Source organism: Pseudomonas sp. Irchel s3h17, assembly GCF_900187505.1.
Lineage (GTDB): Bacteria > Pseudomonadota > Gammaproteobacteria > Pseudomonadales > Pseudomonadaceae > Aquipseudomonas.
Genome location: NZ_FYDL01000017.1, coordinates 1 through 16,557 on the forward strand (window position 1 = coordinate 1; position 16,557 = coordinate 16,557).

The 16,557-nt window shown below is 60.9% G+C and carries 13 protein-coding genes and 1 pseudogene; 8 read left to right on the forward strand and 6 right to left on the reverse strand.

What is annotated here, in order from left to right:
* The coding region (locus CKW25_RS26700) for a hypothetical protein (RefSeq protein WP_218192557.1) at positions 1-391 on the forward strand (391 nt) is incomplete at its 5' end.
* A 3-nt stretch (positions 392-394) separates the two neighbouring features.
* Here the strand turns inward: CKW25_RS26700 and CKW25_RS21605 are convergent.
* Positions 395-1,557: pseudogene (locus CKW25_RS21605) on the reverse strand (IS3 family transposase).
* 692 nt (positions 1,558-2,249) lie between these two features.
* Between CKW25_RS21605 and CKW25_RS26435 the strand changes: the two are divergent.
* Positions 2,250-2,891 (forward strand): DUF6708 domain-containing protein, encoded by a 642-nt coding sequence (locus CKW25_RS26435; RefSeq protein WP_143497419.1) that lies wholly within the window; start codon positions 2,250-2,252, stop codon positions 2,889-2,891.
* A gap of 115 nt (positions 2,892-3,006) precedes the next feature.
* Here the strand turns inward: CKW25_RS26435 and CKW25_RS21620 are convergent, their stop codons facing one another.
* Positions 3,007-3,960 carry a 2-hydroxyacid dehydrogenase gene (locus CKW25_RS21620; protein WP_095082366.1) on the reverse strand — a complete coding sequence of 318 codons (954 nt, stop codon included), beginning with the start codon at positions 3,958-3,960 and terminating at the stop codon, positions 3,007-3,009.
* Between the two features lie 298 nt (positions 3,961-4,258).
* On the opposite strand from CKW25_RS21620, the gene CKW25_RS21625 reads away from it, so the two are divergent.
* Complete coding sequence (locus CKW25_RS21625; protein WP_095082368.1) at positions 4,259-5,539, forward strand: HAAAP family serine/threonine permease; 1,281 nt, start codon at positions 4,259-4,261, stop codon at positions 5,537-5,539.
* A gap of 461 nt (positions 5,540-6,000) precedes the next feature.
* The gene (locus tag CKW25_RS21630) at positions 6,001-7,659 is read left to right on the forward strand and encodes a SulP family inorganic anion transporter (protein WP_371855199.1); all 1,659 of its coding nucleotides are present in this window, start codon (positions 6,001-6,003) and stop codon (positions 7,657-7,659) included.
* A 68-nt stretch (positions 7,660-7,727) separates the two neighbouring features.
* Here CKW25_RS21630 and acnB read toward each other — a convergent pair whose 3' ends face one another.
* Positions 7,728-10,328, reverse strand: a complete 2,601-nt coding sequence (acnB, locus tag CKW25_RS21635; protein ID WP_095082370.1) for a bifunctional aconitate hydratase 2/2-methylisocitrate dehydratase — start codon at positions 10,326-10,328, stop codon at positions 7,728-7,730.
* A gap of 396 nt (positions 10,329-10,724) precedes the next feature.
* On the opposite strand from acnB, the gene CKW25_RS21640 reads away from it, so the two are divergent.
* Positions 10,725-11,195: a DUF1289 domain-containing protein gene (locus tag CKW25_RS21640; protein WP_095082372.1), complete on the forward strand. Its 471-nt coding sequence runs from the start codon at positions 10,725-10,727 to the stop codon at positions 11,193-11,195.
* 78 nt (positions 11,196-11,273) lie between these two features.
* On the opposite strand, the gene CKW25_RS21645 is transcribed toward CKW25_RS21640, so the two are convergent.
* Positions 11,274-12,140: a universal stress protein gene (locus CKW25_RS21645; RefSeq protein WP_095082374.1), complete on the reverse strand. Its 867-nt coding sequence runs from the start codon at positions 12,138-12,140 to the stop codon at positions 11,274-11,276.
* Between the two features lie 226 nt (positions 12,141-12,366).
* Between CKW25_RS21645 and CKW25_RS21655 the strand changes: the two genes are divergently transcribed.
* On the forward strand, positions 12,367-12,972 hold the full coding sequence (locus tag CKW25_RS21655) for a tRNA-(ms[2]io[6]A)-hydroxylase (protein WP_095082378.1): 606 nt from the start codon (positions 12,367-12,369) through the stop codon (positions 12,970-12,972).
* Between the two features lie 201 nt (positions 12,973-13,173).
* On the opposite strand, the gene CKW25_RS21660 is transcribed toward CKW25_RS21655, so the two are convergent.
* Both CKW25_RS21660 and CKW25_RS21665 read right to left on the reverse strand, forming a co-directional pair.
* Complete coding sequence (locus CKW25_RS21660; RefSeq protein WP_095082380.1) at positions 13,174-13,662, reverse strand: GFA family protein; 489 nt, start codon at positions 13,660-13,662, stop codon at positions 13,174-13,176.
* 46 nt (positions 13,663-13,708) lie between these two features.
* On the reverse strand, positions 13,709-14,113 hold the full coding sequence (locus CKW25_RS21665) for a PaaI family thioesterase (protein ID WP_095082382.1): 405 nt from the start codon (positions 14,111-14,113) through the stop codon (positions 13,709-13,711).
* Between the two features lie 284 nt (positions 14,114-14,397).
* On the opposite strand from CKW25_RS21665, the gene CKW25_RS21670 reads away from it, so the two are divergent.
* Together CKW25_RS21670 and CKW25_RS21675 are read left to right on the forward strand one after the other, a co-directional pair.
* Entirely contained in the window at positions 14,398-14,748 is a 351-nt protein-coding gene (locus CKW25_RS21670; protein ID WP_095082384.1) for a BON domain-containing protein, read from the forward strand.
* 206 nt (positions 14,749-14,954) lie between these two features.
* Positions 14,955-15,950, forward strand: a complete 996-nt coding sequence (locus CKW25_RS21675) for a helix-turn-helix transcriptional regulator (protein WP_095082386.1) — start codon at positions 14,955-14,957, stop codon at positions 15,948-15,950.
* The last annotated feature ends 607 nt before the right edge of the window (positions 15,951-16,557 follow it).

Here is a 16,557-nt window from a genome sequence, read left to right on the forward strand (position 1 = left end):
GGAAGTGATGAACCTGATGCGCAGGGCGCAAAAGCACGACAAGGGCACCCGGGAATACATCGAACTGATGGCGGCGATCGTCGCGGTATCCGCTGCCGGGCTGGAGCTGGGGGCGGTAGCGGTGGGACTGGCCGAGCGCAGTAGCAACAGCGCGGTCCGCCAGGCTGGGCGGGTGATGGGCAGTCAGCTGAAGTTGATGGCGGGGGTGTTAGCGGGTGGGGCGGCGTTGGTGGGGATGATTTATGACATAGGCGACGGAGTTAGGGCTTCGGATGACAAAAAAACTCTCGCCGGTATCTACATTTTGCGCGCTGCCGCCCAATTAGGAGGTGCGCTTTTTTCGATAGCCATCGGGCTGGCAGCTGCGGCGCCCTACCTAGAGCGCCTGTAGTGGTCAACTAATCCCGGACACGACGTTAAGTTTTTCTTCGGCCCGAGCTGGCGCCAGCCCACCGTTGAATTGATGGGGTCGAATCCAGTTGTACCGATGCATCAAGAATTGGCTGATATCACGCTGGGCTTCTTGAGCCGTTCTGTAGCCCGTGTTCGGTATCCATTCTGTTTTCAAGCTGCGGAACACGCGCTCCATTGGCGCGTTGTCCCAGCAATTTCCCCGCCGGCTCATGCTCTGGCGCATGCGATAACGCCACAGCCGCTGGCGAAATAGACGACTCGCATACTGCGACCCTTGATCCGAGTGAAACAGCAGGCCCTGAGGTTTGCCTCGTTGTTCGTAAGCCATATCCAGCGCCTTGATAACCAGATCGGCGTCCGGCTTTTCCGACAACGCCCAGCCCACTACCCGGCGTGTGCAAAGATCCAGCACGACAGCCAGGTAATGCCATTTCCCCTGGGCCCAGATGTAGGTGATGTCGCCGCACCACACCTGGTTGGGTGCCGGAACATCAAACTCCCGACTCAAGAGGTTCGGGATATCCAACCGTTCAACTGTCGCTCGTTTATAGGCATGTGATCCGGGCTGTTTACTGACGAGGTCAAGCTCGCGCATCAGGCTGCGCACTTTGAATCGACCGAGCTGCTCACCGTCGTCACGCATCAGCGACAGGATGCTGCGGCTGCCCGCAGCACTGCGACTTTGCGAAAACAGCTCGCTCACCCGGCTGCGCAACCGAAGCCGTTCGACATCAGGTGTTCGGCGCCTAAGGCGCTGGGCGTAGTAGCACGAACGGGTGACTTCAAACACCTTGCACAGCCAATCAATCGGCTCATGGACTCTCAGCTGATTGATCAGCGCGTACGCTCGTTATCTTCCGACATCAAGAGCGCGGTAGCCTTTTTTAATATCGATTTTTCCCGTTCAAGGCGGGCGATCCGGGCTTCCAGCTCCTGGATTTTCTGCTGTTCCGGGGTCAGCGCTCTGCTCTGCGGAGTGACGCCTTGGCGCTCCTGCTGAACCTGATCAACCCAGCGGCGCAGGGCCGACTCGCCGACGCCGAGTGAACGGCTGGCTTCGATGTAGCTGTAGTTTTGCTTGAGCACGAGGTCGGCAGCCTCGCGTTTGAATTCAGCAGAAAAGGAACGGCGTTGTTTGGTCATCTGACACCTCGATCTGGCGAGCATTCTCACCTAAATGGGTGTCCGGTTTCATTAGACCACTACAGCCTCATTCAAATACATGGAAGAAAACGTTTTCTAATCTATACACACAAAGTGTCCACTCAACTCGCACTGAAAATGGCTTTTATGCTTCGCTGGTGCATACGGATCAACATTGTGATCTTCGTCACGTCCGTGACTTTAGAGCTCTTGCTTCCGAATGAGCTTCAGACCTATTTGCGTCACAGCACGTTCCGCAAGGATCGAGGCAACGGCACGCCTAAATCCGAGGAGCAAGAACTGAAGAACTTCCAAAAGGCGATTGAGGCCACGTTCTAATGTACTTATTCGAATGGCTGATGTTTGACGGGCGAAAAACGGTTGACTACGAGGCCTTGGAGAAAGAAGCCGATCGGCAGATTGATGACGATGAAAAGATCCCCCCCATAGGCGTCACGCAAAGCGTATCCGAAGCGCTTTACCACAACGACTCGCTGTATGCCTACAACTCAACTTACATAGATGTGCGCACGCCTAACGACGAAAAGCGAGGGCTGATCACATTAATACCCGGAACTGGCGGCGTGTTACTTATATGGATGCTAATCGGTACGCTCTACTATATTGGCAGAGATTATTTATCCTTGTTTATGGGTGACAAACCTTCCTTGCATACCCTTGAATACTTGCTTATGTGGATAATCCCTGCAATCCCCATCGTATCTCTGTACCTCTACTTCAAGTACGTCTTCTCCTACCTCCGTCTCGAAATCTTCACCGCCCGCCGCCTGATCGTCCGTTTCAACCGCATCACCCGCAAGGTCTACCTGCTCCGCCCCAAGCACCTGGGCGGGGTGGTGGCGCTGGACTGGGACAAGACCGACGTCTGCATCAACCCCAACATGTCCGAACTGGACGGCACCGGTGGGTTTGTCCTGCTGGGCTGGGAAAAGGAATACCACGCGGTGTCTGACGCCGACGGCAATCCCAAGGATGATTTCGAGATGACCCTCGTCGGCAAGCCGACCCGCAATGCCGCTGAGTTGCTGGCCTTCTGGGAGTACATCCGGCGCTACATGGAAGACGGCCCCGAGGCCGCGCCCGCGCCTGAACGGTTGCTGCCCAGGTTTCCCTGGCCTTGGCATTCCCTCAGCGCTGTCTGGCGCCTGGACACTGGCTTTATCAAGACGCCGGCCTTGTGGATTTTCATACCGATCCACCTGCTGTTACTCCCACTGATCCTGATTCATGCCTGTGCGCACTGGGTGTCACTGTTGCTGTGCTATGAACCGCGGTTTCCTCGCGCCATCGCCAATGCGGGTATGCGCCGATAAAGACGGTCTAGCTTGGCCACTGTAGAACCTACAGAGCTCAGCATGAGTTCACGGCTTCTAAATAGAGGGGGCATTTGCGAGCTCTCAGGTGCCAGAACGCCCTTTGGCAAGCGGTTTACCGGCCCGCCACCGGCAACGCCACCGGCGTCAGCACCGGGCGATTGGAGAAAAACGCCAGCAGGTTCTGCCCCACCAGTTCCACGGTGGCCTGGGTGGCTTCCGGCGACAGGCCGGCGACATGGGGGGTGAGGATGACGTTGGCGAGTGTTTTCAGGGCATCCGGTACCTGGGGTTCGGCGTCGAAGACGTCGAGGGCGGCGCCGGCAATCCGGCGTTGTTCCAGCGCGCTGATCAGGTCGGCGGTGACGATCACGCTGGCCCGGGCAATGTTGACGATAAAGCCATGGGGCCCCAGTGCGTCCAGCGTCTGTTTGTTGATCAGGTACTCGGTGCCCAGGCCGCCAGGGGTGCAGACCAGCAGAAAGTCCGAGGCGCGCGCCAGTTCCATGGGGGTGGTGCAGAAGTCATAGGGCACGTCGCCGCGTATTTGGCGATTGTGGTAGCTCACGCGCATGTCGAAGCCGTTGGCCGCGCGTTTGGCGATGGCCATGCCCACGGCTCCCAGCCCCAGAATGCCCAGGCGCTTGCCTGCCAGGGACGGGCGCATGATTTTCGGCCATTCGCCGCGTCGCACCGCGGCATCGGCCCGCGGGATGTCGCGCACCAGGGCCAGCAACAGGGCCATGGCGTGGTCGGCGACCGAAGAAGCGTTGACCCCGGCGCCATGGGTGACGGTGATGCCCCGGTTGCTGGCTGCCTGCAGGTCGACATGCTCGTAGCCGGCACCGATCACACAGATGATCTTCAGGTTGGGCAGGGCGGCGATTTCTTCGGCGTGCAGGCCCAGTGGCCCGCGAGTGAGTACGGCGTCGATGTGCCCGCCGTGGCTGCCGATGGCCTGGGCACGTTCGTCGGGGGTGGGGGCGAGGATGAGATGAAAGCCCTGGCGTTCGAGAATCGGCAGATAGTCGTTGATGGTTTCAACCAGTACCAGAACGGTGGCAGGCATGCTCAGCTCCTGAGGGTGTCGAAAAGGGCACATCACGAATTCGCAAGATGCTCAAAGATTGCCGATTGGCCGGCGTTTGGCAATGGGGGCGGCGACTGGCAGCACCTTCAGGCCATTGATGGGCGCGCGTCAGCGAAAAAAAGCGCTGATACGCATCACCGCTCCTCAGCTAAGTCTTTGCTTCTGCTCATTAATCCCGGACAATCGCGCCCCTGTTTCGGCCAGGGCGCTGCCTGTCAGCTTTTTCTGACTCGTCCTGACCGAGTGGCAAGTGACCGGAATGCGGAGATCCGACCGGATGAATGATCAGGCCAATAGCGTTGATGAACGCTATGAAGCGGCGGCACCAGCAAGCCTCACCAGCTGGAATCGCCATGACACCACCTGGATGCTGGGCCTGTTTGGCACGGCGATTGGTGCGGGTACCTTGTTTTTGCCGATCAACGCAGGCCTTGGCGGTTTCTGGCCGCTGTTGATCCTGGCGTTGCTGGCGTTCCCGATGACGTTCTACGCACACCGCGGCCTGACCCGCTTCGTCTTGTCCGGTCGCGAAGGGGCGGACATCACCGAGGTGGTCGAGGAACATTTCGGGATCAAGGCCGGCGCCCTGATCACCTTGCTGTATTTCTTCGCCATTTTTCCGATCCTGCTGATCTACAGCGTTGCCTTGACCAACACCGTGGGCAGCTTCCTTGAGCACCAGTTGCACATCATGCCGCCACCGCGGGCGATTCTGTCGTTCGTGCTGATCCTCGGCCTGCTGGCGGTAGTGCGTTGTGGCGAGCAGGTGATCGTCAAGGCCATGAGCCTGATGGTCTACCCGTTCATCGTGGCCTTGCTGTTCCTGGCGGTGTTCCTGATTCCGCACTGGAACGGTGGCATCCTGGCCACCGCGACCACGCTGCCCGAGCCGTCGGCGCTGCTGCACACGCTGTGGCTGGCGATTCCGGTGATGGTGTTCTCGTTCAACCACTCGCCGATCATCTCGGCCTTCGCGGTGGACCAGAAGCGTCGTTACGGTGTCCACGCCGAAGAGCGCAGCTCGCAGATCCTGTCCCGTGCCCACCTGCTGATGGTGGTGATGGTGCTGTTCTTCGTCTTCAGCTGCGTGCTGACCCTGTCGCCGGCACAACTGGCCGAGGCCAAGGCGCAGAACCTGTCGATCCTGTCGTACCTGGCCAACCATTTCAGCAACCCGACCATCGCGTTCGTCGCGCCGTTGATTGCCTTCGTGGCCATTTCCAAGTCGTTCCTGGGCCACTACATCGGTGCCAGCGAAGGCTTGAAAGGCTTGATCGTGAAAAGTGGCAAGCGTCCGGGTGCCAAGGCATTGGACCGCATGACCGCTGCGTTCATGCTGGTGGTGTGCTGGATCGTCGCCACGCTGAACCCGAGCATTCTGGGCATGATCGAAACCCTGGGTGGCCCGGTCATCGCGGCGATTCTGTTCCTGATGCCGATGTACGCGATCCGCAAGGTTCCGGCCATGGCGCGCTATCGTGGCCAGGCGTCCAATGTCTTTGTGACGGCGGTAGGCCTGGTGGCCATTTCGGCGTTGATTTACTCGCTGACGGCCTGAGTGCCGGGTGGTTCGACCGGCCAGGCCGGTATCGAGCCCGACCCTGAGTGAAAGAATGGCCGCTGACGACACCGTCAGCGGCCATTTTTTTGCCTGCCGAAAAGTCCGGCCTCTCAACCAGACATCCCGTGGCGAGGGAGCTTGCTCCCGCTGGGCAGCGAAGCGGCCCCGACAAGGCTGGTGCGGTGTTACAGACAGAACGCGGTGAATGGCTTTGGGGCTGCTGCGCACCCCAGCGGGAGCAAGCTCCCTCGCCACAGGTGTTCGGCGCGATGTTTCTGGGAGGGGTGGGATGACGCGGCCGCTACACTGCTGTTGTTCAAGGGCTACTGATGTTGCTCAGTGCCGACTGCATTCCAGGCAGGTAGGCTTGCGCTGGCAAAACCCCGTGGACGTGGGTCGGTTTTGTGCCGTCATCGATCATCGGGTCGGCCTGGAAACACTGTTCTGGAGAGACCTGATTGCCGACTGATCCGCTGATTGCTTCTAAACAAACTCCCGCCAAAGGTCGTAAACGCTGGCTGGATGTACTGGCCGGGTTGTCGATCGCCGGCCTGTTGCTGCCCGAGGCGGTGGCCTATTCGAGCATCGCCGCGCTGGCGCCCCAGGCCGGGGTGATCGCCTTGTTTGCCGGTCTGCTGTGCTATGGCGTGTTCGGCACCAGCCGGTTTGCCATTGTCGCGGCGACGTCCTCGTCAGCGGCGGTGCTGGCGGCCGCCACCTCGACGCTGGCCAACGGTGACCCGCAGCTGCGTTCGAGCCTGGCAGTCGCCCTGGTCCTGGTGACTGGGGTGCTGTTCGTGCTGGCCGGGCTGTTCAAGCTGGGCCGCGTGACGTCGTTCATCGCCAAGCCGGTGCTGCGTGGGTTTTCCTTTGGCCTGGCGCTGACCATTATCCTCAAGCAGCTCGCCAGTGTGGTGGGGGTGCACCTGAGTGATGGCAACCTGGTGCGTTTTCTGCCGCAGTTGTTGGGGCAGTTGCCTCAGTGGAACTGGGCCGCGGCCGGTGTGGCCGGTGTGGCGTTGTTGCTGTTGGCGGTATTCGCGCGGTTTCCCAAGGTGCCGGGCGGCTTGTTGGTGGTGATGGTCGGCATCGCGGCCGGCCAGTGGCTGAATTTGCCCAGCTATGGGATCAAGCTGATTGGCGTCATCGACCTGAGCCTGGAGTTGCCGAGCCTGCCGGTGTTGCCTTTCGCCGACTGGTTGCGCCTGGGGGAGCTGGGCTTTGCCATGGTGATGATTCTGTATGCGGAGTCCTACGGTTCGATCAGCTCATTTGCCCTCAAGCACGGTGACCGGGTGTCGTCCAATCGGGACCTGCTGGCGCTGGGCGCCTCCAACCTGATGTCCGGGCTGTTTCACGGCATGCCCGTGGGAGCGGGGTATTCCGCGACCTCCGCCAACGAAGCCGCCGGCGCCAATTCGCGGCTGGCTGGCGGTGTGGCGGCGTTGGTGGTGCTGGTCATTGTCCTGACCGTGCTGCCCTATATTGCCCTGACCCCGGAACCGGTGCTGGCGGCCATCGTCATGCATGCGCTAGGGCGTGGCCTGAGCCTGAAACCCCTGGGGCGTTATTTCGTCTGGCAACGTGACCGTGTGCTGGTGGTGTGCGCGGTGGTGGCGGTGCTGACGCTGGGGGTGCTGGATGGCTTGCTGGTCTCGGTGGCGATCAGTGTGTTGTTGATGCTCAAGCAACTGTCGGTGGCGGACATCCAGGTGCTCGGGCGTGCCGGTGAGGGCCATGATTTCGTCGACCTGGAGCGTCATCCTTCGGCCAGCGCGGTGCCAGGGGTGCTGGTCGTACGGCCGGGAGAAGCGCTGTTTTTCGCCAACGTCGAGCGGATTCTTGGTGGCGCCTTGCATTTGATCCGGCATTCGGAAATGCCGATTCATACGGTGATTCTCAGTCTGGAGGAGTCGCCCAATCTGGATGGCACCAGCATCGAGGCCCTGCAGGAGTTCTTTGTGCGGGTGCATGCCGAAGGCAAGCAACTGGTGCTGGCCCGTCTCAAGCACCGCGCGAAAGCGGCGTTGCTGGCATTGCCCGAGGTGGAGCGCCTGGGGGTGGTCCTCAGTGGACGGAGTGTCGACGGTGCGGTCGGGTTGGCACTGACGCCGTAAACGAAAAGCCGGGCATAAAAAACGCCGCCCCTCGCAAGAGGGGCGGCGTTTTCTATTGCGTTGTCAGCTTAGGCTTGAACGACCGGGATGTTGGCGTTCGCAGCAGCTTCACGGAACTCGGCAATCTGGTCGAAGGACAGGTAGCGGTAGACATCGGCCGCCATGCTGTCGATCTTGCCAGCGTATACCATGTACTCCTCGACGGTCGGCAGGCGACCCAGGATCGAAGCCACGGACGCCAGCTCGGCCGAAGCCAGGTAGACGTTCGCGCCGTCGCCCAGACGGTTCGGGAAGTTACGGGTCGACGTCGACACGACTGTCGAGTTCGGCTCTACACGTGCCTGGTTACCCATGCACAGCGAGCAGCCTGGCATTTCCATGCGCGCGCCAGCCTTGCCGTAGATGCCGTAGTAGCCTTCTTCGGTCAGTTGGTGAGCGTCCATCTTGGTCGGCGGCGACAGCCACAGACGGGTTGGCAGCTGACCCTTGACCTGATCCAGCAGTTTACCGGCAGCGCGGAAGTGACCGATGTTGGTCATGCACGAACCGATGAACACTTCGTCGATCTTCTCGCCAGCAACGCTGGACAGCAGACGGGCGTCGTCCGGATCGTTCGGCGCGCAGAGTACTGGCTCCTTGATCTCGTTCAGGTCGATTTCGATGGTTTCAGCGTATTCGGCGTCAGCATCGGCAACCATCAGCTCAGGGTTGGCAACCCAGGCTTCCATCGCTTGAGCACGACGTTCCAGGGTACGAGCGTCGCCGTAGCCTTCGCCGATCATCCAGCGCAGCAGGGTGATGTTGGAGCTCAGGTACTCGGTGATCGACTCTTTCGACAGCTTGATGGTGCAACCGGCAGCCGAACGTTCGGCCGAGGCGTCGGACAGCTCGAAAGCCTGTTCGATGCTCAGGTTGTCCAGGCCTTCGATTTCCAGGATGCGGCCGGAGAAGGCGTTCTTCTTGCCTTTCTTCTCTACGGTCAACAGGCCAGCCTGGATCGCGTAGTAAGGAATGGCGTGAACCAGGTCACGCAGGGTGACGCCCGGTTGCATTTCGCCTTTGAAGCGCACCAGGATCGATTCCGGCATGTCCAGTGGCATGACGCCAGTGGCTGCGGCGAACGCTACCAGGCCGGAACCGGCCGGGAACGAAATGCCCATCGGGAAGCGGGTGTGGGAGTCACCACCGGTGCCGACGGTGTCCGGCAGCAGCATGCGGTTCAGCCAGCTGTGGATGATGCCGTCGCCCGGACGCAGGGATACGCCGCCACGGGTCATGATGAAGTCAGGCAGGGTGTGGTGGGTGGTCACGTCGATCGGCTTAGGGTAAGCCGCGGTGTGGCAGAAGGACTGCATCACCAGGTCGGTCGAGAAGCCCAGGCACGCCAGGTCTTTCAGTTCGTCACGGGTCATTGGACCGGTGGTGTCCTGGGAACCCACGGTGGTCATCTTCGGTTCGCAGTAGGTGCCTGGACGAACGCCAGTCACGCCGCATGCCTTGCCGACCATCTTCTGCGCCAGGGTGAAGCCCTTGGTGCTTTCGGCAGGTGCTTCCGGCTTCTTGAACAGTTCCGACGGTGGCAGGCCCAGTTCGGCACGTGCCTTCTCGGTCAGGCCACGGCCGATGATCAGCGGAATACGGCCACCGGCGCGCACTTCGTCCAACAGGACCGGGGTCTTCATTTCGAAGGTGGTCAGGACTTCGTCGGTGCCGTGCTTGCAGACTTTGCCAGCATGCGGGTACAGGTCGATCACGTCGCCCATGTTCATGTTGGTGACGTCGAATTCGATTGGCAGTGCGCCAGCATCTTCCATGGTGTTGTAGAAGATCGGAGCGATCTTGCTGCCGAAGCAGAAGCCGCCTGCGCGCTTGTTCGGCACGTAGGGAACGTCGTCGCCGAAGAACCACAGCACCGAGTTGGTGGCCGATTTACGCGACGAACCGGTACCGACCACGTCACCGACGTAGGCGATCGGGAAGCCGGCGTTGCGCATTTCTTCGATCTGCTTCATCGGGCCGGTGACGCCTTGCTGGTCAGGCTCGATGCCTTCACGGGCCATTTTCAGCATGGCCAGGGCGTGCAGCGGGATGTCTGGACGGGACCAGGCATCAGGAGCAGGGGACAGGTCGTCGGTGTTGGTTTCGCCGGTGACCTTGAACACGCGCAGGCTGATCTTGTCGGCCAGGGTCGGGCGGTTCTTGAACCACTCGCCGTCAGCCCAGGATTGCATGACGCCCTTGGCGTGAACGTTGCCGTTCTTGGCTTTTTCCGCGACGTCGTGGAACGCATCGAACATCAGCAGGGTGTGCTTGAGTTGGGCGGCTGCGACCGGGGCCAGTTCGGCGTCGTCGAGCAGGTCAACCAGGGTCACGATGTTGTAGCCGCCTTGCATGGTGCCAAGCAGTTCAACCGCGCGCTTCTTGTCGATCAGGGGGGAAGAAGCTTGGCCTTTGGCCAATGCGGACAGGAAGCCTGCCTTGACATAGGCTGCTTCGTCCACGCCAGGTGGAATGCGATTGGTGATCAGGTCCAGCAGAACGGCTTCTTCGCCAGCCGGGGGATTTTTCAGCAGCTCGACCAGGCCTGCAGTTTGTTCGGCGTTTAGCGGCTGGGGAACGATACCCAGTGCTGCGCGCTCTTCGATATGTTTGCGGTAGGCTTCAAGCACAGTTATTACCCTCATCAGTGGTCCCAATTGGGTGTCCGGGACGCTCATCCCGAAATTGCCGTACTCATGCGCTGCATGGCGTTGTGGGCCACTTAGCCAGAATTACCGACAATTCCTTACAGAAGCTGCTTTCAAAGTTTTACGCCTGCAGAACGGGGAGCTGATGAGGGTTGGCGTCAGGTTTTTCACCGCTGAAAAACCTTTCGCCAACACCGCTCTAAAGGAACGACTGTGCTCGTGACGCTTTGAAAACAGCTTCTAACGGACATTGGCGCCTAAAAAGGCTGGCTGATTCTACGGCAAAAAAAAATTAAAGGTAAGTTAGTGAGGGGTGATCAATGCTAGACAAAGGGCTAACATGCCGGCCTATTCTGCTTTTTCGCGTTTTGCCTACCTATGCCCAATCAGACCATCAAGACCCCCTGCATCGGCCTCTGCTCCACTGTTTACGGGGACTTGGTGTGCCGTGGCTGCAAGCGGTTCCACCATGAAGTGATTCACTGGAACGGTTACAACGAGGAAGAAAAACGTGCTGTGTGGCTGCGTCTCGAGCAGTTGCTGGTGCAGGTGATGGCCGCAAAACTGGAAGTTTTCGACCCCCGGCGCCTGCGCGAGCAGCTGGAATCGCGAAAAATCCGCTTCGTGCCCCACCAGTCGGAATATTGCTGGGCCTATCAGCTGATTGCCCGGGGCGCGCGGGTGATCAACAACCTGGAAGCCTACGGGATGGTGCTGCTGCCGGAGTTTCGCGAGTGGAACCTGCCGGAGTTGCGCGATGCCATTGATCGGGAATTCTTCCTGCTGTCCGAGGCGCACTACCAGCGCTACATAGCGCCGGGGTTTCTCAAGGACAATTTCGGCGGTTGAACCACCCATGACATCGCCGGATCGTCTTCGCGAGCAGACTGCGGGGGACGATCCGGCGATAACGGTCTTGCAGGCGCCTTACTTGTCGGCGCTCACCAACTCCTCCAGGTGGTCCATGATTTCCTGCGGCTTGAGCACCAGCACGTCGCTTTCCAGGGCATCGAGCACCACTTCCGCGGTATTGCCGATCAGTGCTCCGGAGAATCCGCTACGCGCCACGGTGCCGATCACCGTGACCGAGGCTTGCAGTTTATGGGCGGCGTGGGGGATCAAGACGTCGGCCGGGCCTTCCTCGATGTGCAGGTGGTCGTTGTCGATGTCGAACTCGGCCTGGAACGCCTTGCACTCTTCGCGGTAGCGCGCCTCGATGGTCTCCTTGAGCTGGAACACCGGGTCGGCGGCCGACAGCATGGGCGACGGGTGGGAGGTGATCACGTGCAACTGGGCCTTGGCCAGGTGGGCGATGTCGAAACCATGGTCGACGATGCTGGCGTGCAGCACCCGGTGCTCAGGGTCGCTGTTGCCGACGTCGATGGCCGCCAGAATGGTGCCGCCGGTCCAGGGCTTCGCGGTTTTCACCAGCAACACCGGGCTGGGGCACTGGCGCAGCAGCTTCCAGTCGTCGGGGGTCAGCAGGAATTTTTTCAGCGGGTTGTCGGCAAAGTGCTGCTTGACCACCAGCCCACAGCCTTCGGCTTGCTGCACGTCGATGATGGTCTGGTGCAGGCTGTCGTGCCACGCCTGCTCGGTGGTGACGCTGTAGCCTTCGTCGAGCAGGCTGGCCTTGAGCACGGTCAACAGCGCCGAGTGCTCCTGCTTTTTATCGCAAATCAGCAGATGCAGATGGGCCTGGGTCACTCCGGCGATCAGTTTGGCGCGCTTGAGGGCCAGACTTTCGTCGGGCAGTGGCTCGATCACCACCAGGATGCTGCGAATGGCTTGCATGGTCAGACTCTCCGTTGAATGAAAATGGCCTCGTTGCTCAACTATAGATGCTGGTCGCGGCCTGGGGTCTTGATGCATATCAAGTGAGGCGACTGGTGGTCTGCCGGCAGGCCGGTATAATCGCGCCCTTCGCTGTGAACCTATTGCCCGTGAGTCTCATGTTACTGACCCCTGAAATCGTCGCCGTCCTGCCCAATGCGCCTGTTGAACTGTCGGAAGCGAGCCAATGATCCTTCCTGAAATTCACGAGTTTCTGGGTTGCCGCACACCGGACGGCTGGGTTCAGGCCGCACTGGCTGATCAGGAAACCCTGCTGATCGACCACAAGAACTGCGAGTTCAAGGCGGCCAGCACCGCCTTGAGCCTGATCGCCAAGTACCACTCCCATGTCGACCTGATCAACCTGATGTCGCGCCTGGCCCGGGAAGAACTGGTGCACCACGAGCAAGTCATGCGCTTGATGAAAAAGCGCAAGATCGAACTGCGCCAGCTGTCTGCAGGGCGCTACGCCTCGGGCCTGCGCAAGGTGGTGCGCAGTCACGAGCCGGTAAAGCTGGTGGACACCCTGGTGGTCGGTGCCTTTATCGAGGCCCGCAGCTGCGAGCGCTTTGAAGCGCTGGTACCGCATCTGGACGAAGAGCTGGGCAAGTTCTACTTCGGCTTGTTGAAAAGCGAGGCCCGGCATTTCCAGGGCTACCTGAAACTGGCCTACCAGTACGGTGACGCCAAGGACATCGCTCAGGTGATCGACAGGGTACGCGCCGCCGAGCAGGAGCTGATCGAGTCCCCGGACGTCGAGTTCCGCTTCCACAGCGGTGTTCCAACGCTCTGACGGGCCGCTTCAAACACCTCGGGGCATCTCACATGACCCGTGGCGAGCGAGCTTGCTCGCGCTGGGCAGCGAAGCGGCCCCAATAAGGCTGTTGCGGTCTTGCAGAGAGAACGCGGTGGGCGGCTTTGGGGCTGCTGCGCACCCCAGCGCGAGCAAGCTCGCTCGCCACCGGGTAGCGTTCACGCTCGACTGAGCGGCAGGTTAACGGCCCAGGCCCAGGCGCTGATGCCATTGGGCGATGGACTCTTCTGGATAGACGTCGAACTGCCGGTCGCCAGGGTGTGCCTCGACTTCCACCCAGGGAGCCCTGGATCCAAGCATCAAGTGGGTGTGTTGCGGCGGTATCGGCAGCGGGGTGTCGATGGCCGATGCAAACGGATGGATCAATTCCGGCCACTCAGGGCTGAATAGCCACAATCCCGAGCCGCACAGCGCGCAGAAATGCCGCTCGGCGGTGCTGCGACGGGCGCGTTGGTCGCCGTCGTCCTTGAGCCGCGCATGGTAAATCGTGATGTGTTTGCGACCGCGTACTTTCAGGCTGGCGGCATCGCCCCCGAGGTTGATCGCATAACCGCCGGCGCCCTGGGTCTTGCGGCAGATCGAGCAATAACACCGTTGATAGGGGTAGGGGTGGGCGCAGGTCAGACTGAACGACACCGCGCCGCAGTGGCAGGAACCTTCGAGTTGCATGGAAACCTCCCGTCAATCTTGAGTTTGTCCATGCAAGCCTAGTCCTTCAGCGATCCTCGATTGGCACCAGGATCGCATCGCCGGTGGCCACCCGTTTCCGTTGATCGCCGTTCTGCGCGAACAACTCGGCGCGGGCGAACACCTGCTTTTTACCCGCCTTGATCACCGTTGCCCGGGCAATGAACACTTCACCAACGGCAGGTGCCAGGCAGTTCACTGAAAAGTGCGAGGCCAACACATTGCCGGCCACCGTTCCCGCCGCAAACCCGCAGGCGGTGTCCAATAGCGCGCCAATCAGCCCCGCATGCAGGAACCCGGCATATTGCGCCATGTCGGACTCGCGAAAGGCCATCGACAGCTCCACCTCGCCGGCGGCGGCGTGGGTGACTTCGAAGCCGCCCCAGCGGTTGAAGGCCGAGGTCGAGTTGATCCGTTTCAGTGTATCGAGCATGGCGAATCCCTCCGGTTGAGGGGTTCACCATGCGCCGGGCGTGAGGGGATGTCATTGCCGATAAGGGAAGGTGATGAGCGGCAGGCCTGATGGTGAATACACCGGCCGGTCACGGACTCGCTGAAGGCCACCGACTGCGGGCAGGCCGCACTATAATTAGTCAGTGTCGGTGTGGCTGTGGCGCCACAACGCATCGGGAATCCCTTGTGCCCGCCTGAACGGCAGCGGGTGGCACAGCCGGTGGGATGAGCCGTCCGCTTGATGACACGATAGAGGCACCTGCCATGAAAAATCATTCCTTCCAGCATTACTCCCACGACGTGGGAGCGGCCGTGCACGACGCGTGGATAACGACCCGGGTGAAATCAGCCCTGGCTTTTGCAGACACGAACCTGGCCTTGCACATCAATGTCAAAACCCACGCGGGCACCGTGGCATTGAGCGGCCGGGTCAATACCCACAAGCAATGTGAACAGGCCGTGGCGATTGCCCGCTCGGTGCCTGGCGTCGCAGAGGTCGATGCCAAGGAACTGCTGACCCATGTGTTCACCCCCGGCGGCATCCCTGAACCGCCAAACGCTGAAGAAAGCGCCGAAGACCGCACGCAGTCGTCGAAAAAAATCGACGATCAATGACCCGGTCAACCTTGTGAACGCGGCGCTCCCGACAGGGATTGGGGAGCGCTGCGTTGTCTGGTCGGCTGGATAGCCTTGCCGGACACGCTACCTGGATCCGGTGGGACAGGCGTGGGCCACGATCCAGTCCCGACCGCGCTGGACGCTATTGCACTGCCTGTGGCATCGTCCGGAGGATAAGTCACGCAGTAATCGGGGTTGGGACGATGGTGGCGGGTGAGGTAGGCGGCACACAGATGTCGATGGCAACGCTCAAGGCGTTCAATCGTTGCGTTCTTCAGTTGTCGAGCCTGGCACGTGAGCGTGGCGGGTCTCATTTCATTGCCGAGGGGCTGCAGGCGTTTGGCCAACTGGTGCCTTTTGCATCGGCCTGGTGGGGCGAAATGTCCGGAGCCGAGGCCAGCGTTTCCCCGCAAAGCTGGATGCATGGGCGAATCAACCTGCCCGAGTCGTTTGTCGGCGAGTGGAGCAAGGTCGCAGGTGCGGATGGTTTTGCCCGGACCACCTTGAACCTGCCGGGGCAGGTGGTGTGTGACAGCGGCTTCAACGACCCTGACGAGGAGGTCAATGAGTTCGCCCGGCGATACGACCTCTTCTACCTGATGTGCATCACGTTCGAGTTGCCCGAAAGCGGGTTGAATTTCTTCGTTTGCCTGTACCGTGGCCTGGATGACACCGGGTTCAACGAGCGCGAGGCCGGGTTGTTTGCGGCGTTTTGCGATCACTTGCTGCAGTTGTGGCGATTCCAGGTGCAGGACATGATCCGCTCCGACACGGGCGACGGGGCGACGGACTTCGGCGTGGCGCGCATGGACGGCAGCCTGCTGTACGTGGGCGCACAGTTGTGCGCGGCGATTCAGCGCGAGGTACCGGGCTGGAACGGTTCGGTGCTGCCGGCGGAAGTGATCGCGCAACTGCAGAAAGTGCCTTGTGTGATGCGCCTGGGGCGCAGTGCCCTGACACTGAGCCCGAATGCCGACCACGTGATCCTGTCCCTTGAGGCGCAGGCCCGCGGGGTGGTGCTGGCGCCCCGTGAGCGGACCGCCGCCATGCTGTTCGCCGCCGGCCATTCCTATAAGGAAATCGCCAAGATCCTTGCGTTGAGCCCCGCGACCGTGCGCACCTACCTGCGCAACTGCTACCTGCAACTGGGGGTCAAGAGTAAGGTCGAGCTGGGTTCGGCCCTGCGTTCTCACTCCTGATACCCGCCTGGCAAACCTCATCATCCTGGACGTCCACTGCGGGCGGGCGGAGCACCCACCGCCCGGACCGCTCCCACCAAGTGCCAGTCCCAATAACGCGTGAACGCTGTTCCCGTGGCAAGTGAGCAAGCTCCTTCGCCACGAAGACCGTGTTCAATCAAGAACAGAGGCGTCGTACACAGGCCCCGTGGCGAGCGAGCTTGCTCGCGCTGGGCTGCGCAGCAGGCCCAAGGCCTGTCACCGGGGTTTACCTGAAAGACCGCAACCGTCTTGTTGGGGCCGCTTCGCACCCCAGCGGGAGCAAGCTCCCTCGCCACAATGACAGCGGTCAGTCAAGAAGAGTGGCGTCGTACACATGCCCGTGGCGAGCGAGCTTGCTCGCGCTGGCCTGCGCAGCAGGCCCAAGGCCTGTCACCGGGGTTTACCTGAAAGATCGCAATGGTCTGGTCAGGGTCGCTTCGCAACCCAGCGGGAGCAAGCTCCCTCGCCACAATGACAGCGGTCAGTCAAGAAGAGTGGCGTCGTACACATGCCCGTGGCGAGCGAGCTTGCTCGCGCTGGGCTGCGCAGCAGGCCCAAGGCCTGTCACCGGGGTTTACCTGAAGGA

Excerpts from the sequence above, each read along its gene's own strand:
- CKW25_RS21660 (WP_095082380.1), bottom strand. The coding sequence starts at position 13,662 with ATGCAACTCGAAGGTTCCTGCCACTGCGGCGCGGTGTCGTTCAGTCTG.
- CKW25_RS21620 (WP_095082366.1), bottom strand. The coding sequence starts at position 3,960 with ATGCCTGCCACCGTTCTGGTACTGGTTGAAACCATCAACGACTATCTG.
- CKW25_RS21645 (WP_095082374.1), bottom strand. The coding sequence starts at position 12,140 with ATGCAAGCCATTCGCAGCATCCTGGTGGTGATCGAGCCACTGCCCGAC.
- CKW25_RS21655 (WP_095082378.1), top strand. The coding sequence starts at position 12,367 with ATGATCCTTCCTGAAATTCACGAGTTTCTGGGTTGCCGCACACCGGAC.
- CKW25_RS21675 (WP_095082386.1), top strand. The coding sequence starts at position 14,955 with ATGGTGGCGGGTGAGGTAGGCGGCACACAGATGTCGATGGCAACGCTC.
- CKW25_RS21665 (WP_095082382.1), bottom strand. The coding sequence starts at position 14,113 with ATGCTCGATACACTGAAACGGATCAACTCGACCTCGGCCTTCAACCGC.
- CKW25_RS21670 (WP_095082384.1), top strand. The coding sequence starts at position 14,398 with ATGAAAAATCATTCCTTCCAGCATTACTCCCACGACGTGGGAGCGGCC.
- CKW25_RS26435 (WP_143497419.1), top strand. The coding sequence starts at position 2,250 with ATGTGGATAATCCCTGCAATCCCCATCGTATCTCTGTACCTCTACTTC.
- CKW25_RS21625 (WP_095082368.1), top strand. The coding sequence starts at position 4,259 with ATGAATGATCAGGCCAATAGCGTTGATGAACGCTATGAAGCGGCGGCA.
- CKW25_RS21640 (WP_095082372.1), top strand. The coding sequence starts at position 10,725 with ATGCCCAATCAGACCATCAAGACCCCCTGCATCGGCCTCTGCTCCACT.